Origin of the sequence: Acinetobacter haemolyticus (assembly GCF_900406815.1) — a bacterium.
Lineage (GTDB): Bacteria > Pseudomonadota > Gammaproteobacteria > Pseudomonadales > Moraxellaceae > Acinetobacter > Acinetobacter haemolyticus_A.
In genome coordinates this window covers 1-25,133 of the sequence record NZ_OVCN01000008.1, presented here as the reverse complement: position 1 = coordinate 25,133, position 25,133 = coordinate 1, and the positions used below count along the sequence as shown (strand labels likewise).

Annotated in this window: 25 protein-coding genes; 11 read left to right on the top strand and 14 right to left on the bottom strand. The window is 38.9% G+C overall.

All coding sequences use genetic code 11. The features are described 5' to 3' along the window. Window positions 1-107: 107 nt before the first annotated feature. Window positions 108-1,109 (bottom strand): LLM class flavin-dependent oxidoreductase, encoded by a 1,002-nt coding sequence (locus tag DK207_RS06940; protein ID WP_162540210.1) that lies wholly within the window; start codon window positions 1,107-1,109, stop codon window positions 108-110. Between the two features lie 138 nt (window positions 1,110-1,247). Further along, window positions 1,248-1,745: a glycine zipper 2TM domain-containing protein gene (locus DK207_RS06935; protein ID WP_109440550.1), complete on the bottom strand. Its 498-nt coding sequence runs from the start codon at window positions 1,743-1,745 to the stop codon at window positions 1,248-1,250. A 237-nt stretch (window positions 1,746-1,982) separates the two neighbouring features. On the opposite strand from DK207_RS06935, the gene DK207_RS06930 reads away from it, so the two are divergent. Next, complete coding sequence (locus DK207_RS06930; RefSeq protein WP_109440549.1) at window positions 1,983-2,699, top strand: pseudouridine synthase; 717 nt, start codon at window positions 1,983-1,985, stop codon at window positions 2,697-2,699. 32 nt (window positions 2,700-2,731) lie between these two features. Here the strand turns inward: DK207_RS06930 and DK207_RS06925 are convergent, their stop codons facing one another. The 3 genes from DK207_RS06925 to DK207_RS06915 form a co-directional block, all read right to left on the bottom strand. Further along, entirely contained in the window at window positions 2,732-3,175 is a 444-nt protein-coding gene (locus DK207_RS06925; protein WP_109440548.1) for a GNAT family N-acetyltransferase, read from the bottom strand. 98 nt (window positions 3,176-3,273) lie between these two features. After that, entirely contained in the window at window positions 3,274-3,582 is a 309-nt protein-coding gene (locus tag DK207_RS06920; protein WP_109440547.1) for a type II toxin-antitoxin system RelB/DinJ family antitoxin, read from the bottom strand. A gap of 109 nt (window positions 3,583-3,691) precedes the next feature. Next, entirely contained in the window at window positions 3,692-4,600 is a 909-nt protein-coding gene (locus tag DK207_RS06915) for a pseudouridine synthase (RefSeq protein WP_109440546.1), read from the bottom strand. 117 nt (window positions 4,601-4,717) lie between these two features. Here DK207_RS06915 and tsaE point away from each other — a divergent pair, with 117 nt between their 5' ends. From tsaE to DK207_RS06890, 5 genes are all read left to right on the top strand, one after another. Further along, window positions 4,718-5,194, top strand: coding sequence for a tRNA (adenosine(37)-N6)-threonylcarbamoyltransferase complex ATPase subunit type 1 TsaE (gene tsaE / locus DK207_RS06910; protein ID WP_109440545.1), 477 nt, complete (start codon window positions 4,718-4,720; stop codon window positions 5,192-5,194). After that, on the top strand, window positions 5,184-7,157 hold the full coding sequence (gene mutL / locus DK207_RS06905) for a DNA mismatch repair endonuclease MutL (RefSeq protein ID WP_109440544.1): 1,974 nt from the start codon (window positions 5,184-5,186) through the stop codon (window positions 7,155-7,157). Before tsaE ends, mutL begins: the two co-directional genes overlap by 11 nt. Before the next feature lie 6 nt (window positions 7,158-7,163). After that, entirely contained in the window at window positions 7,164-8,108 is a 945-nt protein-coding gene (gene miaA, locus DK207_RS06900; RefSeq protein WP_109440543.1) for a tRNA (adenosine(37)-N6)-dimethylallyltransferase MiaA, read from the top strand. A gap of 90 nt (window positions 8,109-8,198) precedes the next feature. After that, complete coding sequence (gene hfq, locus DK207_RS06895; protein WP_109440542.1) at window positions 8,199-8,711, top strand: RNA chaperone Hfq; 513 nt, start codon at window positions 8,199-8,201, stop codon at window positions 8,709-8,711. A gap of 78 nt (window positions 8,712-8,789) precedes the next feature. Then, window positions 8,790-9,650, top strand: coding sequence for a DMT family transporter (locus DK207_RS06890; protein WP_109440541.1), 861 nt, complete (start codon window positions 8,790-8,792; stop codon window positions 9,648-9,650). 41 nt (window positions 9,651-9,691) lie between these two features. Here DK207_RS06890 and nfsB read toward each other — a convergent pair whose 3' ends face one another. The 3 genes from nfsB to DK207_RS06875 all read right to left on the bottom strand — a co-directional run bounded on the left by nfsB (window position 9,692) and on the right by DK207_RS06875 (window position 11,877). Next, on the bottom strand, window positions 9,692-10,345 hold the full coding sequence (nfsB, locus tag DK207_RS06885; RefSeq protein WP_109440540.1) for an oxygen-insensitive NAD(P)H nitroreductase: 654 nt from the start codon (window positions 10,343-10,345) through the stop codon (window positions 9,692-9,694). Between the two features lie 206 nt (window positions 10,346-10,551). After that, window positions 10,552-11,268, bottom strand: a complete 717-nt coding sequence (locus DK207_RS06880; protein ID WP_109440539.1) for a UDP-2,3-diacylglucosamine diphosphatase — start codon at window positions 11,266-11,268, stop codon at window positions 10,552-10,554. A gap of 99 nt (window positions 11,269-11,367) precedes the next feature. Then, complete coding sequence (locus DK207_RS06875) at window positions 11,368-11,877, bottom strand: peptidylprolyl isomerase (protein ID WP_004638567.1); 510 nt, start codon at window positions 11,875-11,877, stop codon at window positions 11,368-11,370. 167 nt (window positions 11,878-12,044) lie between these two features. Here DK207_RS06875 and DK207_RS06870 point away from each other — a divergent pair, with 167 nt between their 5' ends. Beyond that, complete coding sequence (locus DK207_RS06870; protein WP_109440538.1) at window positions 12,045-13,772, top strand: glutamine--tRNA ligase/YqeY domain fusion protein; 1,728 nt, start codon at window positions 12,045-12,047, stop codon at window positions 13,770-13,772. Between the two features lie 420 nt (window positions 13,773-14,192). Here the strand turns inward: DK207_RS06870 and DK207_RS06865 are convergent, their stop codons facing one another. Then, window positions 14,193-14,903 (bottom strand): glutamine amidotransferase, encoded by a 711-nt coding sequence (locus DK207_RS06865; protein WP_416224662.1) that lies wholly within the window; start codon window positions 14,901-14,903, stop codon window positions 14,193-14,195. 37 nt (window positions 14,904-14,940) lie between these two features. After that, window positions 14,941-15,906, bottom strand: a complete 966-nt coding sequence (locus DK207_RS06860) for an alpha/beta hydrolase (protein ID WP_109440536.1) — start codon at window positions 15,904-15,906, stop codon at window positions 14,941-14,943. 228 nt (window positions 15,907-16,134) lie between these two features. On the opposite strand from DK207_RS06860, the gene DK207_RS06855 reads away from it, so the two are divergent. After that, a complete protein-coding gene (locus tag DK207_RS06855) occupies window positions 16,135-17,850 on the top strand; it encodes an AAA family ATPase (protein ID WP_109440648.1) in 1,716 nt (571 codons plus the stop codon). A 10-nt stretch (window positions 17,851-17,860) separates the two neighbouring features. Continuing rightward, on the top strand, window positions 17,861-18,223 hold the full coding sequence (locus tag DK207_RS06850; RefSeq protein WP_109440535.1) for a 5-carboxymethyl-2-hydroxymuconate Delta-isomerase: 363 nt from the start codon (window positions 17,861-17,863) through the stop codon (window positions 18,221-18,223). A 63-nt stretch (window positions 18,224-18,286) separates the two neighbouring features. Here the strand turns inward: DK207_RS06850 and DK207_RS06845 are convergent, their stop codons facing one another. Further along, complete coding sequence (locus DK207_RS06845; protein ID WP_109440534.1) at window positions 18,287-18,646, bottom strand: hypothetical protein; 360 nt, start codon at window positions 18,644-18,646, stop codon at window positions 18,287-18,289. Between the two features lie 352 nt (window positions 18,647-18,998). Beyond that, window positions 18,999-19,715 (bottom strand): tRNA (guanosine(46)-N7)-methyltransferase TrmB, encoded by a 717-nt coding sequence (trmB, locus tag DK207_RS06840; protein WP_109440533.1) that lies wholly within the window; start codon window positions 19,713-19,715, stop codon window positions 18,999-19,001. 183 nt (window positions 19,716-19,898) lie between these two features. On the opposite strand from trmB, the gene DK207_RS06835 reads away from it, so the two are divergent. Together DK207_RS06835 and DK207_RS06830 are read left to right on the top strand one after the other, a co-directional pair. Beyond that, window positions 19,899-22,361 carry an ExeM/NucH family extracellular endonuclease gene (locus DK207_RS06835; protein WP_109440647.1) on the top strand — a complete coding sequence of 821 codons (2,463 nt, stop codon included), beginning with the start codon at window positions 19,899-19,901 and terminating at the stop codon, window positions 22,359-22,361. A gap of 239 nt (window positions 22,362-22,600) precedes the next feature. Beyond that, window positions 22,601-23,215 carry a glutathione binding-like protein gene (locus tag DK207_RS06830; protein ID WP_109440532.1) on the top strand — a complete coding sequence of 205 codons (615 nt, stop codon included), beginning with the start codon at window positions 22,601-22,603 and terminating at the stop codon, window positions 23,213-23,215. Window positions 23,216-23,280: 65 nt separating this feature from the next. Here the strand turns inward: DK207_RS06830 and DK207_RS06825 are convergent, their stop codons facing one another. Further along, complete coding sequence (locus tag DK207_RS06825; RefSeq protein WP_109440531.1) at window positions 23,281-23,592, bottom strand: hypothetical protein; 312 nt, start codon at window positions 23,590-23,592, stop codon at window positions 23,281-23,283. 156 nt (window positions 23,593-23,748) lie between these two features. Further along, window positions 23,749-25,133: alkyl hydroperoxide reductase subunit F (gene ahpF, locus DK207_RS06820; protein ID WP_109440530.1), on the bottom strand; the 1,385-nt coding region annotated here is incomplete at its 5' end.

Genomic DNA, 25,133 nt, shown 5'->3' with positions numbered 1-25,133 from the left:
CTATTGACCTAAAGCTAGGTTGGAATGTCGACAGAGTCAAAATGATCTTAGACTTATCCATCACAAGGCTTATATCAGAATAAGCCTTGTACGTTTCATTGAAAGTACTACTTACTTTTTAAGTCCATCAATAAACTAAAGTTATCCAAGCGTTTTTGCGTATCATAGATATCACAAGTAAAAATAAATTCATCTACATCATATTGCTCGGCAATCTTATTTAGCCCAGCTTTAACAGTTTCTTGGGAACCAATTTGAGCCATTGCATAAAAATTCTGAATCGCCAATTGTTCAGCACTACTCGCAAGCCCATCGGTTGATTCAATCGGAGGTTTAAGTTTAAGACTATGACCTCGAATCAAATTCAATATTCTCTGATATGAGCTGGTGGCTAAAAATTGTGCTTCTTCATCTGTTGTAGCAACCACAGTTGGTACACCCATAGACACATAAGGCTTATCCAAATATTCCGAAGCTTGGAAATTCTCACGATAGATTTCAATTGCTTGGGCGAGCATTCTAGGGGCGAAATGTGAGGCAAAGGAATAAGGTAGCCCTAGTTTTGCAGCAAGTTGGGCACTAAATAAACTCGAACCTAATAGCCAGACGGGTACATGTGTATTTTGCCCAGGCGTAGCAACAATTTTTTGATTGGGGGCAGGTTCTTTAAAATATTGTAAAATTTCAATGACATCTTGAGGGAATTGATCTTCAGTTTCTTGACGTCCGCGGCGCAACGCTCGCATCGTCATAGGATCGGTACCTGGTGCACGACCTAAGCCAAGTTCAAAGCGATTTGGATAGAGTGTCGCTAAAGTACCAAATTGCTCTGCGACGACTAATGGGGCATGATTTGGAAGCATGATGCCCCCTGATCCCAGTCTGATTTTTTGAGTATGTGCAGCAATAAAACCTAATAAGACAGCGGTTGCTGAGCTAGCGATCCCATCCATATTATGATGTTCAGCAAGCCAAAAACGTTCATAGCCCAGTTTTTCTGCATGCTGAGCCAGCTCCAATGCATGACGTAGTGAAAACTCAATACTGTGTTCGTCTCGTACGGGAGCTAATTCTAAAATAGAGAATTTGATCTCTTGTAGTGATTTCATCATAGATACTCAATCTTATATATCGAAATAATACGATATAGGTTGGAGTTTGTATATCGAATTTATTCGATTTATTTGTATCTATTTTTAAATTAAAAAAAAGCACCCGAAGGTGCTAAGGAGGTATCGAAAATTGAATTATCGATTTTTGTACCAACCACGATGTAATCCATTGTCGTGGCGATATTTTTTGTTAGATTTGTAATGGCGACGATTATCATATGAATGACGGTTATCGTAACGGCGGTCATAACGTCGATCAGCATCACGATCTTGAGCAACTTTATTGCCTAATGCTGCACCACCTGCCGCACCAACTGCTGCGCCAATATATCCACCGTTAGTACCACCCATGTTGTTACCCACAGTATAGCCACCAACACCACCTAAGCCGCCACCGATGGCTGCTTCAGTACGATTACGTTTATTGCTAGAAGCAGCAGCGCCACCAGCACCACCAATCGCTGAACCAATCATTGCGCCTGTGTGTCCACCAAGCTCTTTACCAACTGCTGTACCAACCACGCTTCCTAGAGCAGATGTAGCCGCCACACGTGTTGTATTATCAGCATGGGCAACTGTCATCATAGAAGTTGCTGCAAGGAAGATACTACATAACCAGATATTTGATTTCACTTTGATGCTCCTTGTCCACATTGATTGGACAATATTCTTTTAACTTGTGACAAATGTAACAAGTCTTTTGTGAGAAAGTATGGAGCTGTTTCCCCAGATTGATGGCGTTTATTGAGGGTTTTGTATGTGATCTATTACAAATAGAGCAATTATGAAGAAATATTGGTGAACATAAACTAAGCAACAGATGATAGAAGAATAAAGTACAATAATAACAAGTTTGATTTGGATTTTGTTATGTTGCTGGAAAAAATTCTGCAATCACAAGGCTTTGGTTCACGTAAATATTGCCAGCAGCTTATAAAAAACGGGGCAGTCATCATTGAAAATCAGGTCTGTCATAATCCAAAGCAGAACTTTGGTACAGAAGATTTGATTTTTCAGGTTTTTGAAGAAGAATATCATTATCGAGAACATCTTTATCTTGTTCTGAATAAACCACAAGGTTATGAGTGTTCACATCAAGCAACGCATCATAAAAGTGTTTTTAGTTTATTGCCCGAGATTTTAATTCGTCGCGGTGTGCAATGTGTCGGACGTCTCGATCAAGATACTACGGGGCTTTTGCTTTTAACAGATGATGGGCAATATTTACAAGCATTGACCCATCCTAGGAAACATGTCCCGAAAGTATATTGCGTTTCCACAGCTGATCCAATTACGCCTGAACAAAAGCATCAATTAGAGGTGGGTGTGGAATTGCGTAATGAAAAAGGTATCTACGCGGCAACAGACATCAAGCTGATTTCAGAGCATCAACTTGCGATGACGATCCATCAAGGTGTTTATCATCAAGTCAAGCGGATGATCGCAGCAGTAGGGAATAAGGTTGAATACTTGCATCGACAACAAATAGGCTTACTTGAGTTACCTACATTAGAAGAAGGACATTGGGACTATTTAACAGCTGAGCAAAAGCAACTTAGTCAAAATATTTCCGATAGAGCTGAATGAAATTTGCACTATCACTGAGTTTTAGAAAGCTTTTACTTCAAGAAACAGTGGAAGGTTTTAAACTCATCATCATGGATAAAGCCCATTTTTTCATAAAGCTGATGAGACTGGAAGTTATTACGTTGTGTTTCCAAACTAATGCGTTGCGCATTTTCGTGGCGTGCAAATAATATTGCAGTGTCAATCAGTTGTTTGGCAGAACCTTGTTTTCGAAAACTTGGTGTGACATAGACATCATCTAATATATAGTAAGTTTCGCAAGCTACTGATGAAAAAGCGAGATAAAGCAGAACAAAACCTGTAAAAATTTCATCTTTTACATGTATGAAAATAACGCTGTCTTTGTTTTCAAAACGGTGCTTTAAAAATTGATAAGATTGGGCAATATTTGATGAGGCGCCGTAGAATTGGCGATATTCATCAAATAAAACGGCAAGTTGATGAAGATCTTCTCGGGTCGCTCTCTTTACGATCATTCCTATCTATCCTTGAGTTTATAATTTTATTAGGAATGACAGAATAGCGAAAAAGAATCAGCGTAAAAAATAAAAACTTGTGTATAAATGCAACATTGTTAAGTTTTGTCACTTTCTCCTAAAAGCGCATTCAACTCTTCAAATAAATCTTCATGATCATCTTCAACATCAACACTAGGTTGATTGTCTGTTGAGGCAGCAGCTTTAGATTTACGTAATTTAAGTAATTGTTCCATGTTTATGTTTTGATTTTCGATTGCAAAAGGAATTGATTTCGTCAGAACAACCTGTTTAAAAAAAAGGCGAACCGCTTGGGCAGGGGATATGCCAAGTTGTTTAAAGACAGCAAAAGCTTGCTTCTTTTCCTGTGAATCAAGTCGAACCTGATAAACTTCTGTTTTTCTCATGAAGAATAAGACCAAATATTTTTAGTTATCGTCATGTATTTTAAACCATTGCAATGTAATTTCAATATTTTTGAAGTGAAATTATAGAATAATTGTCATTACGATGTATCTACAGTGTCAATTCAAACTTGGAGTTAAAGTATATTTCTCGTTTAGAAACAGGGTCGCGGAAAAAGATTTCTTTCGCAAGTAGCTGTAAAGGATTGGAAAAATCATTACTCGATTTGTGTATGACATTAGGATAAAACTCATCATTTAAGATCGGGATACCTAGATAATTAAGGTGAACGCGTAATTGATGTTGCTTACCTGTTAGGGGTTTAAGTCGGTATTTAGCGTAGGATTTATTGTGTTCTAACAGCTCAATTAAGGTCTCGGTATTACTTGGTTTTTCTAAGTTAACTTGCATAGTGTAAAAGGGCTGACCTTTCTCTAAATGTAGTTTAACTGTTTGTGGAAAATATAATTCAGGGCGATAAGGTGCAATCGCATGGTAAATTTTTTGTACCTTTCTATCGGCAAAAAGCTGTTGATAGATACCTCTTGCGGTTGCTTTTTTACAGAATAAAACGACACCTGCTGTTTCACGATCAAGCCGATGGATTGGGGTTAGATCCTCGTAACCCGTCTGTTTTTTTAAGCGTACAAGTAGGGTTTCTTGGACATATTGACCTGTCGGGCTCATGGTGAGAAAGTGGGGTTTGTCGACCACAAGTAGATCTTCATTTTCAAATAAGATTTCATGTTGAAATGGGACATGGACTTCATACGCAAGAAAACGATAGTAAAAAATATGCGTATTGGCAGTATAAGGACTATCTAATTTTAGTTTTTTGCCTTCAGCTGAATAAATTAACCCGTCGTTAAAACGTTGTTGCCATTCTTCAGCTTGAATATGTTCAAAATGTTGGCACAGGTATTCGAAAATTGTATTTATCGTTATGCCGTGCGGTAAAAAGACTTTACTCGCGCTGACACCATCAATTAAAGGAGGTGTAAATTCAAACACAGACTTCATACAGCAAAATTAACCTAATTTAAGCGGAGTAAAATAAGCCAGTTTCAATGCGGTTGATTAGGCTTTAATTCGCGGCAATGTTATCATAGCCATCATTCCAATTTTGTTTTAATTGCCATGTCGTATTCAGTGAAATTTACTTTAAATCATGAACAAGACACTCAACGTTTTGCACAGATACTTTCTCAGCTGATACATTCGGGCATTATCTATTTAATTGGGGATTTGGGAGCTGGCAAAACAACTTTTACGCGTTATTTTCTACAAAGCCTTGGGCATCAAGGTTCAGTAAAAAGTCCAACGTATACCTTGGTCGAGCCTTATACCATTCAAGGTAAAGAAATTTTTCATTTCGACTTATATCGTTTAGATGACCCTTATGAACTTGAATTAATGGGGATTCGTGACTATTTAGAAACACCCGATGCGTTATTTTTATTTGAATGGCCATCAAAAGGTGGCAATGAAATTCCTAAGCCTGATGTTGTGATTGATATCCAAAAATCAGATGATGAACTTACTCGATTTGTGACGATTACTGTAGATTCTGAATCTTTATACCAAACTTTACAGGAACAATTGCATGGCGCATGATGCAACTCGTCGTATTCATACACTTGACGCTGCTTTAGCGAACCAAATTGCCGCTGGTGAAGTGATTGAACGTCCTTCATCTGTGGTGAAAGAATTATTAGAAAACTCAATTGATGCTGGCGCAACTGAACTAATTATTCGGGTTGCACAAGGCGGTTCTACCCTGATTGAAATCATTGATAATGGCAACGGGATTCATCCCGAAGATTTGCCTTTGGCGGTGATGCGTCACGCGACGAGTAAAATTCAAACCGCGGATGATTTACATGCGATTGTCAGTTTGGGATTTCGTGGAGAGGCGCTGGCTTCAATCGCAGCAGTATCACGTTTAACCTTGACCAGTAGCCGAGATGAGCAAGGTGTTGGATATCAAGTCGAAGTAAATGGTACCGCATTTGATCATCAACAAATTCAAGCTGTGGCTGCCCAAAAAGGAACCCATATTCGCGTACAGGATTTGTTTTTTAATGTGCCTGCTCGTCGTAAATTCTTAAAAAAGCCAGGTACTGAATTTAGTCATATTGAAGAAATTGTACGTCGTTTGGCTTTGACTCATTTTGAGATTCGATTTGTACTCGAACATAACGATAATATTCGTTTGAACCTGCCTGTGGCGGACAGTGGTGAATTGCGTTACCAACGTGTTCAGCAACTTTTGGGGCAGCAGTTTATCCAAAATGCCTATTGGATTGATGCCGAAAGTGTAAATATGCGTTTGTCAGGATGGTTAGGTCATCCCTCTGATGCCAGAGCGCAAGCCGATATGCAATACGTCTATGTAAATGGTCGTATCGTAAAAGATAAAACTATTTCACATGCATTACGTATGGCCTATGAAGGCATCTTGCATGGACATCAACATTCTTCTTATTTGTTGTTCTTAGAAGTTGATCCTGAAAATATTGATGTGAATGTACACCCAACGAAGCACGAAATTCGTTTTTTGAATCAGCGTGAAGTGCATGAGTTCGTGCGGCATTATGCTAAAGCAACGCTATCACAATTTCAGACAGCAAGTGCTGATTTAGCTCAGGCAATGAAACTTGATGAAATACAGAGCGAAGCGGCTCAATATCAATCACAACCGAAATATCAAGAACAATTTAATTTACACAGAGCGACCGTTACTGAACCGTCATTAAATCAACAAACAGAGGTATCAACAGATCTGTTAACTGAGTTTAATCAAAGTCGTCCTCAAGCTGTTCACTATAATTCAGGGCAATCACAGCAACCACGGTATAATGGTTCAGGTCAATTGAATAATGCGCTTAAAACTTATCTGGCACCTTTAAGAGAGACAGATACTCCAGCAGTTTCCCTCGATAATAGCGGCGGTGACGTAGATGAACAAACAGCTCCGTCAAGAGTAGATGAATTTCCGCTTGGTATTGCAATTGCACAATTACATGGCATTTATATATTGGCGCAAAACATTGAAGGTTTAATTATTGTTGATATGCATGCCGCGCATGAACGAATTTTATTGCAGCAAATGAAAGCAGCATGGGATAAGCCAGAATTTTGGGTTTCTCAACAATTATTGATCCCTAAAGTAGTCTCAATTACGCGTATGCAAGCCACACGTGTAGAAGATTTGCAACCACAATTGCAACGTTTGGGGCTTGAAATAGACCAGTATGGCGATGAACAAGTGATCGTGCGCGGTGTACCCGCGATTTTGCACAAAGCTGATTTTTCAAATTTAATTCCCGAATTACTTAATGATTTGGATCCAAATGATGAGGCGCGTGGCTTATTACAAAAACGAGATGAGTTGTTAGCAGGTATGGCATGTCATGGGGCAGTACGTGCTCATCGTCAATTAAGTCTGTCTGAAATGAATGCTCTGTTACGTCAAATGGAGCAAACTGAATTTGCAAGTCAATGTAATCATGGCCGTCCGACTTGGCGCGCATTTCCACTTCAACAATTAGATAAATTATTTGCTCGAGGAGAGTAGTTTTACATGTCGAATCAATTGCCCGTCATCAATTTAATGGGGCCTACCGCAAGTGGTAAAACTGCATTGGCATGTGAACTCTATGAGCGTGGTCATTATGAGCTTATTTCTGTTGATTCAGCTTTAGTTTATAAAGATATGGATATTGGTACTGCAAAGCCCACTAAAGAAGAACAAGCGCAATACCCACATCATCTCATTGACATCATTACGCCATTAGAAGTGTACTCAGCCGCGCAATTTGTTGAAGATGTTTGCCCCCTCATTGACGATATGCATGCCCGTGGTAAAACTCCGATTTTGGTCGGTGGAACAATGCTGTATTTTAAAGCCTTGCTTGAGGGGCTCGCAGATAATTTACCGAATGCAGATCAAGCAATACGAGATGCGATTATGGCGAAAGCGGAGCATGAAGGTTGGCAAGCAGTTTATGATGAATTGGTAAAAGTGGATCCAGTTGTGGGTGAGAAATTTAAAGTGTCGGATAAACAGAGAATTATTCGAGCTTTAGAAGTTTATCGAATTACAGGCGCGCCAATAACAAAACTACAAGCTGAACAACCTAAAAACCAACCGTATCGTTACACATTTCATAACTACGCATTAATGCCTGATCGGTTAGAATTACATCAACGCATTGAGCAAAGATTGAGCAAAATGTGGAGCATTGGTTTTTTAAATGAAGTTGAGGAATTAATTAGAAAATACGATTTAAATGATAGTTTACCCTCCATGCGTTCTGTGGGTTATCGCCAAGCTTTAGATTTTTTATTAAAAAGTGACTTAAGTCTCAAAAATAAAGTAGAAATGGAGAACAAAGCGTTATTTGCGACACGGCAACTCGCCAAACGTCAATACACTTGGTTACGTTCTTTGCAAGAAATACACGATTTTAAAACTTACGTGACGATAAAGCAGGCGAAAGAAGACTTGCGAAACTTCTTGGGATAAAGCAAAATTCGCAAGCTGTCTTTTTATAATTTTTAGTTGAAAAATAAAGATAGTTTTTTTGCGCTGATTTAAAAATTTTTGGAGTTAAAAATGTCTAAAGGTCAAACTTTACAAGATCCGTTCTTAAATTCTCTCCGTAAAGAACGTATTCCAGTTTCTATTTTCCTTGTGAACGGTATCAAACTACAAGGTCATATTGAGTCTTTTGACCAATATGTTGTATTACTTAAAAATACTGTAAGCCAAATGGTTTACAAACATGCAATTTCTACAGTTGTTCCTGCACGTAACCCACGTCCAGCTGGTGCTCAAGGTTCTGGTGGATTCCCAGCACAAGGCGCTACTGGTGGCTTCGGTGGTCAAGGCGCTACTGGCGGCTTCGGTGGTCAAGGTGGCGGCTTCGGTGGTCAAGGCGGCGGCTTCGGTGGTCAAGGTGGCTTCGGCGGTCAAGGTGGCTTCGGTGGTCAAGGTGGCTTCGGCGGTCAAGGTGGCTTCGGTGGTCAACAAGGCGGCTTTGGTGGTCAAGGCGGCTTCGGTGGTCAAGGTGGTTTTGACAACGAAACTAAATTTGAAGATGGTCAAGACGACGAAAACAATCGTTAATAGATTGATGATCTTTAAAATGCCAGTCTCTATTTAGACTGGCATTTTTTTGTTTATTGAAAAGCTAGAATAGATATTATGGAAATTATTGCTGCCGCAGCCTGTTGTAGTGTCATTGTTTCGATTTTATTGAAATATTTTAAGACCAAGGGTTTTGATGTTTTTCAGATGATTGCATGGAATTATTTAAGTGCAAGTATTTTATGTTTCTACTGGTTTAAAACTGATATTACCCATGTCTCACTGAGTCATACACCTTGGTGGTTAATTTTCATTTTAGCTGTTTTATTGCCGAGTATCTTTTTGTGTTTGGCTAAATCATTGCAATATGCAGGAATTCTGAAAACAGAAATTGCCCAGCGTTTAGCGGTAATTCTATCCTTATTGGCTGCCTATTTTATTTTTGGCGAACAATTTAGCCACTTGAAGTTAATCGGTGTGGGTTTAGGTATTGTTGCCATACTGGCGATTATTTTTGGTCAAGCAACGGAACATTCAAATAAAGCTATTAATTTAAAATCCGCTTTGTTTTTACTTAGTGTTTGGGCGGGCTATGCGATTATTGATGTATTGCTTAAATATAGCAGTAGTCTTGGTTTACAGTTTGCAGTCACGCTTAATTTAACTTTTATTGGTGCTTTTATTTTATCAATAGCCTATCTTGCAGTGACGCAACCGCATTGGCAACCAAAAAATATTTTTATGGGTTTGATTTTAGGTGGGCTTAACTTTGCCAATATTGCCTTATATGTGAAAGCACACATGGTATTTAAAGAAACGCCTGCAATTGTCTTTGCTGGGATGAATATTCTTGTTGTTATTTTAGGTGTATTGAGCGGCGTGATTTTATTTAAAGAGCGTTTGAAAGCATACACATGGCTTGGTTTGGTTTCAGGCATCGTGGCTGTGCTTTGTTTGGCGAGAGCAATGATGACCTAAAAGAAAGGGAGTAAGCTAAGTTACTCCCGCATTCTATAAGATTATAAACGCGTAAAAATAACGTCATCTGCCAAGCGTGATTTAGGAAGTTTGGCATTGAAGTCCGTTTCACTGCGATAACCAAGCGATACAATCACAGAGGCTTTGAGGCCTTTTTCGGTCAAACCAAATTCTTGATTAATCGTATTGCGGTCAAAGCCTTCCATTGGTGTCGCATCAATGCCTTCAAGTCCTGCTGCAAAAAGTAGTTGACCTAAGGCAAGATAGGTTTGATTTTCCATCCAGGCTGGAAGGTTTTTTAACTCATTACGGTAAAACTCGACATAGCCTTGACGTGTGTCACGTTGACCCTGTTTTGCAGTTTCATCTTTAAAACGCCCACTTAACTCATCTTGTTGAAGTAGTTGTTCTAAATATTCAGCTGAAATATCAGTGCGTGTGCAAAAAATGAGAGTGTGAGAGGAGTTCAGTACTTTAGCCGCATTATAGATATAGTTGCCTGTTAAACCCGAAGCGATTCGTTGTTTTGCAGCATCTGTTTCAGCGACAATAAAATGCCAAGGTTGAATATTTACAGAGGATGGACTAAAGCGTAATACTTCTAGAAGTTTTTCAAATTGTTGTTGGGGGATTTTTTTCTCGGCATCGTAAGCTTTTGTTGCATATCGCGTTTTTGCAGTAACGAGTGTATCCATCCGTCATATCTACTCAATTAAAAAAATTTCATTTATTTTACTTGATATCGGCTTGACTGAAAGTAGCTAAATGTGAATTTTCATATAGATTTAAGTCGTATGTCAGTAATTTCAAATGGCCAAGTTAATAACGTTTTATACTGATCTCTTTATTTAAAGCGCTCCATATTTTAATTTTTACAAGGTTGATCACACGTTAGAATGGGTCAATATGACCATTTCTTAAAATCAATTTTATAATTATCTTGTTCATTCATTTCAAGAATCCAAGCCGAGTCTGCGCGCCAGTCACCCAATACTATTCTTTGTTTATTCTGTATTTGATGAATTTCAGGACGATGGGTGTGTCCATGAATTATTAAGTCAACATGTTGGATTGCATCATCAACCGCATGATCATTCACATCCATAATGTCATAGCTTTTCAATTGTTTGTTTTCACTACTTTTTTTACGAAAACCATTAGCTAGTTTTTGTCTAAAGCTTAATGGAGTACGTTTTATTAAGCCCAATAATACGGGGTTACGGATCACTTTGCGGAAACGCTGGTAAGCTACATCATCAGTACAGAGTGCATCGCCGTGTTCCAAACGGAATGTATGCTGTTGAATGTGCAGGGTATAAACGTCAGGCAATAGAATGCCATTAAATTGATCTAAGAACTTTTGACCTAAGGCAAAATCACGATTTCCTACTTGGAAGTAAATATGATTATCCATAGCAGTAAAGGATTGCAGGGCAGCGATAATTTCATCCAACCAAGGGGCAGTATAATCGTCGCCAATCCAAGCATTAAACCAGTCACCTAGAATGTAGAGCTGAGTATTTTTATTTTTATATTCGTCTAATAAAGCCAAAAACCCTCGAACAAGTCGAGGGTGATCAGGTGACAAATGTAGATCAGAGGTAAACAGGTAGGTCACTTTTTTATCCTTTTAATCTCCCTAAATCCCTCTTTAAAAAGAGGGACTTTCCTCCCTTTATAGAGGGACTTGTGTAGCAGTGCTACTCAGGAGAGATTTTTATTCAGAGATAATTTTAGCAGATTCGATAACTACGTTTTCTAAAGGAACATCGGCATGATAACCACGGTTACCAGTACGAACCCCTTTAATTGCAGCGACAACGTCCATGCCTTCAACCACTTTACCAAATACAGCATAACCCCAACCTTGAGCTGTTTTACCAGTGTGGTTCAAGAAAGAGTTGTTTTTAACATTGATAAAGAACTGAGCAGAAGCAGAGTGAGGAGCTTGGGTACGCGCCATTGCAATTGTGCCTTCATCGTTACTTAAGCCGTTGTCAGCTTCGTTTTCGATCGAGTCACGTGTTGCTTTTTCTTTGAAGTTTTCGTCCATGCCACCGCCTTGGATCATAAAACCATCAATCACACGGTGGAAAATTACGCCGTCATAGAAACCATCACGTACATATTCTAAGAAATTTGCAACCGTTTTTGGTGCTTTTTCAGCGTTAAGCTCAAGAACAATACGACCTTTGTTGGTATTTAATTCGACTTGAGGAAAACTCATTACATTAATCTCCTAAACATGGGCAAATTGACCATGGGTTTTTGGTTGAGAGAAGCATAAGCAAACTGTAAACTACAAGGCAAGTAAAAAACGTTAAAATCTTTCAGAAAAAGTAAAGATTCCGTTTTTATTCCCTATTTTTAACTGTAAGAAGTGATTTACACCCTATGAAGCCAAATGATGTTGTTTCAGAACTGCCAAAGAACCCGACACCGAATACGCATGCCTCTGTCGACAACGCGCAGCAAGAACAACAGGCAGGCTTAGATTTTGTACGTCAGGTAATCACAGATGACCTAAAAGAAGGACGTACTCAAAAAGTTGTGACGCGTTTCCCACCTGAGCCAAATGGTTATCTGCATATTGGTCATGTGAAAGCAATTTGTCTCAATTTTGGTGTTGCTGAAGAATTTGACGGTTTATGTAATCTACGTTTTGACGACACGAATCCAGATGCCGAAGAACAAGAATACGTTGATGGGATTGCCAATGATGTGAAATGGTTGGGTTTTAACTGGAATGGTGAACCTCGTTATGCATCAGGATATTTCGATCAACTCTATGCATGGGCTGTTCAGTTGATTGAACAAGGGGATGCTTATGTGGATTTACAATCTCCTGAAGAAATTAAACTGAATCGTGGTAATTTCGTCGAGCCAGGTAAAAACTCGCCGTATCGTGATGCGACAGTTGAAGAAAACCTAGCGCGTTTTGAACAAATGCGTAATGGTGAAATTCAAGAGGGCGGTGCTGTATTGCGTGCCAAAATCGATATGGCAAGCCCAAATGTGCATATGCGTGATCCGATTTTGTATCGTGTATTACATTCTGAACATCACCAAACAGGTGATAAATGGAAAATGTACCCAATGTATGACTATGCTCATCCATTGTCTGATGCAATTGAGGGCATTACTCATTCACTGTGTACCTTGGAATTCCAAGATCACCGTCCATTCTATGATTGGGTTGTTGAGAAAGTTCACTCCAAAGCCGTACCTCGTCAGTATGAATCTTCGCGTCTAAATGTTGATTATACGATTACCTCTAAACGCAAATTGCGTAAATTGGTCGAAGGAAGTTATGTCAATGGTTGGGATGATCCACGTATGCCAACTGTAGTAGGTATGCGTCGCCGTGGCTTTACTCCAGAAGGCTTACGTGATTTCTGTAAGCGTGTTGGCGTTTCTAAAACAGATGGTATTGTCGATGTGGCAATGCTTGAATTCTGTATTCGTCAGTCTCTAGAAAATACCGCTGCGCGTGGTATGGCGGTACTTGATCCATTGAAAGTAACGTTAACCAATTTGCCAGAAGAATTAGATTTAACGCATAAACGTCATCCAAATGTGGATATGGGTGAACGTGTGATTCCTTTAACCCGTGAACTTTATATTGATCGAAAAGATTTTGAAGAAGTTCCACCTAAAGGCTTTAAGCGTTTAATTCCTGATGGTGAGGTGCGTTTACGCCATGCGTATGTGATCAAATGCGATGAAGTCATCAAAGACGAAAATGGTGAAGTCGTTGAACTTAAATGCTCAATTGATCCTGATACTTTAGGCAAAAATCCTGAAGGACGTAAAGTTAAAGGTGTGATCCATTGGGTTTCGGCGAGCAAAGGTGTACCTGCTGAAGTTCGTATTTATGATCGTTTATTTACGGAAGCTGCGCCAGATGCAGATGATGATTTCTTGGCAAATCTGAATCCAGAATCATTAAAAGTAGTTCAAGCGGTGATTGAACCTGCTTTGGCACAGGCAAAACCTGAAGACCGCTTCCAGTTTGAGCGCGAAGGTTACTTTGTGGCAGATCAACACGATCACCAAGCAAGTAAGCCAGTGTTTAACCGTATTCTTGATTTAAAAGATAGTTTTAAAGTTGAGAAAAAATAAGCCTGAGCTTATTTAAGAACGGGACATTGTAATTTGATAAAAAGCCCAATTTTTAATTGGGCTTTTTTTATTTTATGGATTGAGATAAAAGTAGACCACAAGAAAAACAAACAGCATCGTCGTTGCGATCAAATAAGTATCTATCGTATGAAAACTTTTGAGAAACTTTAGCATAACTTTCACCCATCTCCGCAAAAAGGAACAAAATAAAAAAACATATAATGTTTATATTCTATTGTTTAGTCTAAAATTTCTTTAAATTATCGTGTGAGTATTTCATGTGTACGTTGTGTAATCTAAGCTTAATAAATGTAATATTTTAAGGTTTTTTCCAACAGTATTTATTTTTATGATTGGTTTTATAGATTTATTTAGAAGTTGAGTAAGCTCATCGAAATTAACTTACTCATGGCGAATGTATTACGTCAAACTGATTTGACCTAAAAATCTTTGAATGACTTGTTGCGCTTTCGATTCTAATTGCAAAGCGTAGCTTAAATTTCCTGCTCTTAGTTCAGGAATGGATAATCCTGCTTGGCCGATTTCACAAGTATGACCAATTAGCCATTTTTCAAAACTTTCTTGTGTAATTTCGATATGAAATTGCAGTGCTAAAATATTATTTCCCACTGAAAAGGCTTGATTTGGATAAATAGCAGAGCTGGCAAGCAAAGTACTATTGTCTGGTAAATCAAAAGTATCGCCATGCCAGTGTAAAACTTCTATATTTTCGAGGGCTGCTAATGGATTGTTTTCAACAGCATCAACTTCTAGCTGACTCCATCCAATTTCTTTTTGATGCCCCGCATAGACTTTTGCACCCAACGCATGTGCAATAAGTTGGGCCCCTAAACAAATCCCTATAGTAGGTTTATTGTCTTGTAAACGTTGTTTTAAACCTGCTATTTCATCCAGAAGAAAAGGGTAGTCTTCCGTTTCATAAACACCAATTGGCCCACCTAACACAATGGTTAAACCATCGTAATTAAGCGCGGGAGTAAGATCATCAACACCTGCCTCAAAATAACGGACACGGAAGCCGAGTTGATAAAAAAGATCTTCTAATGAGCCTAAATCTTCAAAAGCGAGATGTTGAATGGCATAAATTGTTTTAGGTAGGGATGCTGCAATTGGAGTCTTCACGGGAGCACATTTCCAAAAATAGAAATTAATGCATTTTTTTCTCAAGCCATGCAAATAGATCTTTGTAAACTTGTTCACGCACAGGTGGCGCAGATAGTACAAGGTCATGCAAGCCATTATGAATGGCTAGAGTTTGCACATCTCCCTCCATTTTTTTCGCATTATGAGTCATGTCTTTTACATCAAGAATGACATCACTTTGTTGAGCATCAATACCCCATTTTTTAGGATATTTAGATTGGTGCGAATGCATAATCAGAGTCGGAATATTTAGGCGAATGCCTTGGTGGATTTCTTTTTGTGCCTCATGAATAGCATGAACAAAGCATAATCGAACAAAAGGAACAGTTTTTGGTTTCCAGTTTAAATTAAAGTCCCACTCGCCATAAAATGCTTTGTGTAGGCTCGGGACGTACCATTGGTTTAATCCACTTGGAAATTTAGCATTTGGTAAGCGTTTACCAACTTCACTGAGTAAAGGTATACCGACTTTTTTCTCTAAGATACTTTTGTAAAAATCATAAAAAGGACTATTTGCCCATAACGCTTTAACTAAACGATGATCTGGGTAATGAGCCGCGTAAAGGGTACTGATTAAACCACCTGTTGAGTGACCTGCAAGTAACACTTGATTATGATTTTCTTGTCCAATGATTTCGAGTGCCTTGCTGATTTCTGCATCATATTCACGTAGATCTAAAACATAATAAAGTTTTTGATGGGGAAGTTTTGAACGCCCGTATTTTCTTAGATCAAGCGCATAAAAGTCATAACCTTGTTGGTTAAACTGCTCAGCCATTTCAGTTTGGAAAAAATAATCGGCGAAACCATGAATATATAACACCGCTTTTTTTGTGACGTGGTTGGCTTTCTTGCGTATCAATGTAGCAACCACTTTTCCATCATAATCATCAGCAAAATTCAACGTCAGTTGTTCAAAGTCATCGCCGAGTATATCTGTTTGATAAGTATGTAGATTTAAGCTATTCATTTTTATATTCAGCCTGAATTTATTTATAACCACCATAAATGAAAAGACCAATATGTCAATGAGATTCTAAGATCCAAAGGGTTTAAGACCGCATGTTGACACTCAGACTATAGCATGTGTTGAGCAATGAAAATTTTAAAGGCAAGTCAACGAAGTTTTCTTGTTTGAGTTTTTATTTTTGGCAAAAAATCGTTAAGCTATGTGCTGTTGTTTTTGACTGATGAAATTATGAAACAAGAGACTGCACTGAAACTTTTAAAAGCTGGGGAAAATGTTTTTTTAACAGGTTCAGCAGGTGCAGGAAAGACCTATACGCTTAATCAATATATTCATTACCTAAAAGTGCGTAAAGTCCCTGTTGCGATCACGGCATCTACTGGGATTGCAGCAACTCATATGAATGGGATGACAATTCATACATGGGCAGGGATTGGAATTAAAGATAGTTTGAGTGATGATGATCTCAAACGAATGAAAGAACGTAAATACTTAAAAGAGCATTTAGAAAATGCCCAGGTTCTCATTATTGATGAAATTTCTATGCTGCATGCCAAGCAACTTAATCTTGTGAATCAGGTGTTGAAATATTTTAAAGAGAGTGACGAGGCTTTTGGCGGAATTCAGGTCATTGTGGCTGGTGATTTCTTTCAGTTGCCACCTGTGGGTCGCAATGGTGAAGCCAACCGTGATAAATTTTGTTTTATGTCTGATGCTTGGGTTGAAGCGAAATTTAGAGTTTGTTATCTCACTGAGCAGCATCGTCAAGACGATGAAATACTGAATCAGATCTTAAATGCGATTCGTGCCCAGAATATTCAAGCTGACCATATTCAAGCTTTACAACAATCTCGTGATCAAGATATCGGTGATACTTTCACACGCTTATATACTCACAACATGGATGTAGATAATATCAATTATCAACATTTAAATGAGATCGACACTGAAAGTCATCAATTCAATGCCGTGCTTGGTGGCAATGACAAGCTCATCGAAACCTTAAAGTCTTCTGTTCGCGCACCCGAAGAACTGAGCTTGAAAAAAAATGCTAAAGTTATGTTTGTTAAAAATAATTTTGACATGGGGTATATCAATGGCAGTTTAGGTGAAGTCATTGGTTTTGAGGAAGATGATCAACAGGGACTCCTTCCTAAAGTAAAGTTAACAGATGGGACTACTTTGTTAGTGGAACCTGAAACCTGGTCTATAGAAAACGAAGCAGGTAAGGCCATCGCCAGTTTTCAACAAATTCCTTTGCGTTTGGCTTGGGCGATTACCATTCATAAAAGTCAGGGTATGACACTTGAAGCGGCTGAAATCAATTTGACGCATACTTTTGAGAAAGGTCAGGGCTATGTGGCACTGTCTCGATTAAAGTCGTTGAATGGACTTAGACTACTCGGGTTTAATCAGCAAGCATTAGAGCTGGACAGTTTAGCAATAAAAGCTGATCGCCGTTTTCAGGAGTTATCTACAGAAGCAGAAGCAAATTTTGAAAATGTCGATTTGACCACGCAGCACAATGCATTTATTCGTCATTGTGGTGGGACGTTAAATACAACCGAAATTGCACGTAATGAAAAGAAACTATCCAAAGGTGGTGCGAAGCAAAATTATGCAACTGCGACCTTAGATGAAACCCGAGCTTTATTTGAGGGTGGATATGAGATCGAAGACATTGCGCATGAGCGTGGATTAACACCTGCGACGATTATTAATCATTTGGCACGCTTGCATAAAGAACAAGCTTTGGATATTTCTGTTGCCCATCCTGGTGATGAGGTGGTGGAAGAAGTACGCAAGATTTATAAACGTCTACACAAACGTAAGAATTCTGAGCATTTTACCGATGACGGGGCGATCAAGTTACGTCCAATTGTAGAAGCAACGAGTCCTAGAATGTCCTATGACCAAGTTCGATTGGCTTTGTTGTTTGTAGAATAAGGAGAATCACTTGCCACATATCATTGTGAATTACTCAGCACAACTGATTGATTTAGATCAACAGCAACTGCTTCAAGAAATAAACGCATCATTAATTGCAACAGCGCTATTTGATGCAAATGATATTAAGTCTCGTATTTTCAAAGATGAAATGTTTTTGATTGGTTTAGGCGATGCGCAAGATGCTTATATTCACCTGAAACTTTATCTGCTCAGTGGGAGGTCTACAGCACAAAAGCAAAATTTAGGACAGAGTCTGCTAAGGACACTTGAGCAAAAAATATATTTGAAATCTGAATTTGAGTTTCCGATTCAGCTTTGTATTGAGGTAATTGATATGCCAAAAGAAAATTATTTTAAGGGAATTGCTTAGCTGAGCAAAACAAGTTATAAAAAAATCTGGCTTACATGCCAGATTTTTTTATAACTTGTCATATTATTTCTTTAATTTAAAGCGGTAGTTACATTTCAAGCAGCGATAGTCCTGAAAAATATTTTTGTCGATCATGACACCTGCTTTTTTTCCAAAAATATTACCCACTACACCGCCAGTAATTCCCACACTGATTGCACCGACAAATGTTCCTACTGTACCACCCACAATAATACCTAATGGCCCAGCCACAGTACCGATCGCTGCGCCTACAGAAGCTCCCGTCGCTGCACCGCCTACAGTACCAGCTGTTGTACCAGCAGCAGTCATTAAAACACCGCCAGTGGTTTTCAGTAATTTGTCATGATCACGTGTTTCAATTTCCGTAGAGCCACATTTTGGACATTGCAGTGTTTTTTCCATAAAAGTTATCCTGTCTTTCATCATTAATTGACGTGGTTGTTCGAATTCACGACGGTGATAGGTAATACACACTATTCGATTGTTCTTGCCGAATTGATCAGTGAACTTTACAACTTGTCATCTTTGATTTTAGCTCAACATTGACATAGATATTTATAGATCATGTAAACACTTGTATTTAAATAACTCTCTCATCAACAAAAAATGATCATTTTTATTTGAGATATCTATCCTCAGACGAAATAAATCCAATATTTCCAAGATTAATTTAAAAATTATTAGATATAAAAATAGCATTAAATATTTGATATTTAATGCTATAAAATTTAATCAGGTTAAATTTGGCTAGATTTTAATTGATTTTCTTAAAAATAAAATCATTGATTTTGTGACCAGACTCGATACCACGACGCTCAAATTTTGTCACAGGACGCCAGTCTGGGCGAGGGTAGCTATTGCCTTTACCTGCTAAGTTCTCCAAATTTGGGCGATTGTCTAAAACATCAAGCATCCATTCTGCATACGGTTCCCAATCGGTTGCAGCGTGGAATGTTCCACCCAATGCGAGTTTCTGTTCAACCAACTCCATGCGTTCATGGATCACAAAACGACGTTTAAAATGACGTTTCTTTTGCCATGGATCAGGGAAATATAGTTGTACACAGTCGATACTATTGTCAGGCATTTCACGAAGTACTTGAATCGCATCTGCATCCAGCACAAATAGGTTCTTTAAGCCAGCCATTCCCGCTTCATAAACACACTGTGCGATACCAGGAACATGTACCTCGATCCCAACAAAGTTACGTTCAGGATTTGCTTTTGCCATCAAAACCAAAGAACGTCCCATGCCAAAACCAATTTCGACGGTTAAAGGGCGTTCGGGATGTTCAAAATGCTGACGTAAATCGCCAACAGGATATTCCAAAATTAAATCACGATAATCTTCCAACGCTGTACGTTGTGAAGTGTTGAGCGGTGCTGAGCGACGCATAAATGTCACAATTTCACGGTGCTCTGGCAAATTGTCGAGTTCGGTAATTTGCGTTTCTAACTGATCGGTTGACATGATTCTGGAGATATAAAGATAGAAATGCCGTATTTTAAGTGTTCACAGGGTCAAGTCAAATCTTTAAATCACTTTATTTGCTTAATCATTTTTAAAATGACTTAAAACATGCAAGAAATTCTTCATCCAGATGTCACAAAGATTGAATAGGCTAATGGCGATTTGAACATAAAGTAAAATATGATGAAAACATTTAAATTGCGTACAGTCACTGTTTGCCTTGGTCTTCTTGGTGCTTGTTCGGCTTTTTCACAAGCATATGCTCAACTGAAGTTTAGCCAATATGTGGATGGCAGTAGTAATAAAAAAGGCTTGGAAATTTATAACCCAGATGCGACAGTTGCAAATTTGGCTGAATATGAAATTCAGCAGTTTAATAATGGTGCATTGACGAAAACTGTGGCTTTCCAGCTACAAGGTACGTTGGCGAGTCAAGCCAAATTTCTAGTTGGTCGTACTGAATTAAAAGAGGTACTTGGCTCTCAGGTCAATCAGGTCGCAGCATTATCATTCAATGGGGATGATGCAATTGTACTGGTACATAAGGGCAAAGTTGTTGATCGTTTTGGGAGAGTCGGTGAGCAGCCTGTAAATGGTTGGGGAAATACCGTTTTTAGCAAAGGCAATAGTTTTAGTCGCCTGCAAAACTCAAATCCTGTGACAGAGATTGATCCAACAACAAGTTTTGATTTAGACAGCGCATGGAAAGCTTGGACAGATCGAAATGATTTTTCCAATCTCACAGGATCTACAACAACGCCGCCTACCGATGAGACGATTAGTTGTTCTAGTTCAAATACTGCAATCGCTGATCTAAATCAGCAAGCAACACAGGGGCAGAATTATACGGTACGTGGTGTGATTACCGCAGATTATCGTTATAACAATGGCTTCTCAGGTTTTTATGTACAAACACCGGATAGCAAAGCCAAGGCGAATGTCAGCAACGCCATTTTCGTCTATATACCAGCTAGTAGTACGATTAAAGGTGGGAAAGTCGGTGATGAAGTGATCTTACGAGGGCGCTTAACCGCCTATCAAAATCAATTGCAAATCGATCAAATTCAGCAAGACATTGAAACTTGTAATTTGAATATGTTAGGCCAAATTCAACCAATCAGTTTGAATTTACCATTTAAAAGTTTGACAGAATTGACTGAAAACTCTCCACAACGTTATCAGGGCATGTTGGTTAAACTTCCACAAAGCTTAACCATCAGTGAAAACTATAATTATGGTCGTTTTGGCGAATTATCTTTAAGCTTAGGGCGCTTGTATATTCCAACTAACTTACATGCACCATTATCTAACGAAGCAAAAGAGTTAGCACAGAAAAATTTATTATCAAAAATTATTCTAGATGACGGTTATAACAATCAAAACAGAACACCGTGGTTACCTCAGAATTTTAGTGCAGCCAATACATTGAGGGTTGGGCATCAACTACAAAACGTTGAAGGTATCTTAGAATACCGATTCAATGGTTGGCGTATTCAACCAATTCAAGGTGGTAATCTTCCGACGATTATTAAACCTACACCAGAACGGCCAACTGTAATTGCCAAAGAAGATAAATTAATTCGTGCGGCAGCATTCAATGTCCTGAATTACGATAACGGTAAAAATGGTTTTCCAACTGAGCGTGGTGCAACTTCACAAGCTGAGTTTGATAAACAACATCGTAAGATTGTCAGTGCGATGCGAGCAATTGATGCTGATATTTATGGTCTAATGGAGATTGCCAACAATGGTTTTGGCGAAGACAGTGCGATTGCTTATCTCACACGTGCTTTAGGTACGGATTGGCGTTATGTGGTACCAGAAAACTTAGGTCGTTTGGGTACAGATGCGATTGCGGTCGCAATTATTTATAACAGTAAGCGTGTCAAACCTGTAAATAAACCTGTGGTTTTGGATTTGGGAGATAAAAACAGAACTACAATTGCGCAAACCTTCCAGCCTATTTCAGGAAAGCAAATGTTGACGGTGATACCGAATCACCTTAAATCTAAAAGCTGTTCGGGAGTAAATGCAGCATCACTAGATGCAGATCAGAAAGATGGGCAGGGATGTTGGAATCCAACGCGTGTTAAGGCGGTGGAGCAATTAATTCAATGGGCAGCAAAAAATCCAACTCAAGTTGAAACGCCAAATATTTTGTTATTAGGTGATATGAATAGTTATGCCAAAGAAGATCCAATCGTAGCGCTAGAAAAAGCAAATTATAAAGTGCTATTGAATGACAAAACGATTGGGCAGGGTGAACAGGCCTATAGCTATGTGTTTGGTGTATCCAGTAATGCTGAAGGTTATGGTGGTGCTGGTAATTTAGACCATGCTATTGCGGATTCTAATCTTTACAGTAAAGTCAAAAAAGCGTTTGCTTGGCATATCAATGCGGATGAGCCAACAGTTTTGGATTATAACGAAGAATATAAAACTGATGAGCAGAAGGCCTTATTCTTCGCAGAAGACCCTTATCGCTCTTCCGATCATGACCCTGTAATTGTGGATATTGATTTACAAGATCCTGAGAATAAGCCATCTACCCAAAACAGTTCGTCAGGAAGTTTTGGATGGTTGTCGATATTAGGATTATTGGGGCTTACGGGTTATTCGTTACGTTCTCGAAAAGTGAAAGTTTAATTGGTTCAATACTGAGAAGAGTAGAAAATGATCTGCTCTTCTAAGCAATTAAGTTTATTTGAACAGGATGTATACGATCACTGTAAAAAGTTGACATAAGACTACTTGCAAAATCGCATAAATTCGCCAATAGTCAGATGAACAGGCATTTTACGTTTATTGACAAATTTGTGAAAACATACTTTGCAAATTTCGACCAAGCGTTTTAGAACATAAGAGTTAGATAACAAGGATCAAACATGAAGTTGTATTATTCACCTGGTGCTTGCTCATTGGCAGCACATATTATTTTAAATGAAATAAATGTAGATTTTGATTTAGAACGCGTTGATTTAAAAACACATAAAACCGAAAAAGGTGTGGATTATTACGAGATCAACCCAAAAGGTTATGTACCTGCTTTAGAAATTAATCCAGGTTTAATGTTAACTGAAAATGTGGCAATTTTACCGTTTTTAGCTCAGCATGATCCTAAGCAGGATTTAATTCCGCCATCAGGTATGGGACGTGCAAAAGTTCTTGAGTGGTTAGGATATTTGAACTCAGAATTGCATGACGCTTATGCTGTTTTCTTTGGTGGTAGTCAATTAACGAATGATGAAAAAACCAAAGCTTATGCAGAGATCGACCGTTTACTCAAATATATTGATAAGTATTTGGCTGAGTCTGAATGTGATTATTTAGTAGATGATAACTTTGGTCCAGCGGATGCATACTTGTTCGTATTAACAAATTGGTCAAACCATATTGAGCATGATCTCACACCGTATATCAATATCATCGCGCTACGAAATAAAGTAGCAGAACGTCAATCCGTCCAAATAGCAATGCGCGATGAGGGTTTATTAGGTTAATCGTCCGCATCGCATTAAAAAAGCCTCTAATCATTAAATGATAGAGGCTTTTTAGTTTCAGCAAATTACTGCTGAGCTTTTTCTTTTACATCAGCAGCACCTGATTCAACTGAGCCTGCAACATTTGCAGTAGCGTTACGTGCAGCAGCTTCAGTTTCTGCAGCAGCTTCTGCAGTCGCAGTTGCAGTGTGGTCAGCAGCAGCATCGATTTGATCACCCGCAGTATCAACAGCAGTTGCAATATCATGACCTGCTTGTTCAGCAGCTTGCTCTAAGTGTTCACCAGTTGTTGCGCCTGTTTCTGGCGCTTTTTCTTTACTACAGCCAACAAGGGCAACAGTCGCAGCTAGACCTAAAGCAACAAGTAATTTATTCATTTTCATATTTCCTTTTGTTGTGGCATCCAAAAAGTGGATAACAAAAATATAAACACAAAGTTTAGGAATAAGAAAGTTGAAAATTTGTTGATAACTTGTAAAAACACGCACTTACACTAGAAAATGTAAGTACGTGCACATGTTTTTTAAAACGCTTTATGAGCCAGAACGGATCATATAATCAAAAGCAGAGAGGGAGGCTTTCGCGCCTTCACCAGTGGCAATGATGATTTGCTTATAAGGCACAGTGGTACAGTCACCCGCAGCAAACACACCCTTCACATTGGTCTCGTTGCGATCATTCACCATAATCTCGCCACGATTACTCAGTTCAACAGCACTGTCTTTCAAGAAATCAGTATTTGGCAATAAACCAATCTGAACAAAGATCCCCGCAAGCTCAACCACATGTTCTTCATCAGTGGCACGATCTTTATACTTCAAGCCAGTGACTTGTGAACCATCACCCAGCACTTCAGTGCTCAATGCATTCATGATTACCGTCGTATTGGATAAGCTGTTTAACTTATCTTGCAATACTTGATCAGCTCGAAGTTTGGTATCAAACTCAACCAAAGTCACATGCTCAACGATCCCAGCAAGATCAATCGCAGCTTCCACACCTGAGTTACCACCACCAATCACAGCAACACGCTTACCTTTGAAGAGTGGGCCGTCACAGTGTGGGCAATAAGCGACACCACGGGTTCGATATTCAGCTTCACCCGGTACATTCATTTCTCTCCAACGCGCACCTGTTGAAAGGATAATGGTTTTTGATTCCAGTTTGGCACCATTTTCCAGTTCAACCTCAACCAAGCCCGTTGCTGTTTGATCCGCACCTGTCACTTTGCTGACGCGTTGAAGATTCATGATATCAACATCATATTCACGGACATGGGCTTCCATCTCAGCCGCAAACTTTGGACCTTGGGTTTTTTGTACTGAGGTAAAGTTTTCAATATCCATGGTATCCATCACCTGACCACCAAAGCGTTCAGCCACGATACCTGTTTTGATCCCTTTACGTGCTGCATAGATTGCTGCAGTTGCACCCGCAGGACCACCACCAATTACCAAGACATCAAATGCATCTTTGGCATTGATGATTGCAGCATCTTTTTCTGCTGAGTTAGTGTCTAACTTGGCAATGATTTCTTCCAAAGTCATGCGACCTTGACCGATATGTTGCTCATCTTGGAACACCATTGGCACAGCCAGGATTTTGCGTTGCTCCACTTCATCTTGGAAGAATGCACCATCAATCATGGTCGTGGTGGTATTTGGGTTATAGATCGCAATCAAGTTCAAGGCTTGAACCACATCTGGACAGTTATGACAGCTCAATGAAATAAACACATCAAAGTCGGCTTTAAGATTTAAGCCTTTAATTTGATTTAAAACGTCATCAGAAACTTTAGGGGCATAACCTGAGACTTGTAACAAAGCCAAGATCAAAGAAGTAAACTCATGTCCCATCGGTAAACCCGCAAAGAACACACGAGGTTGTTCACCTGCTTTGGCAACACCAAAACTCGGAC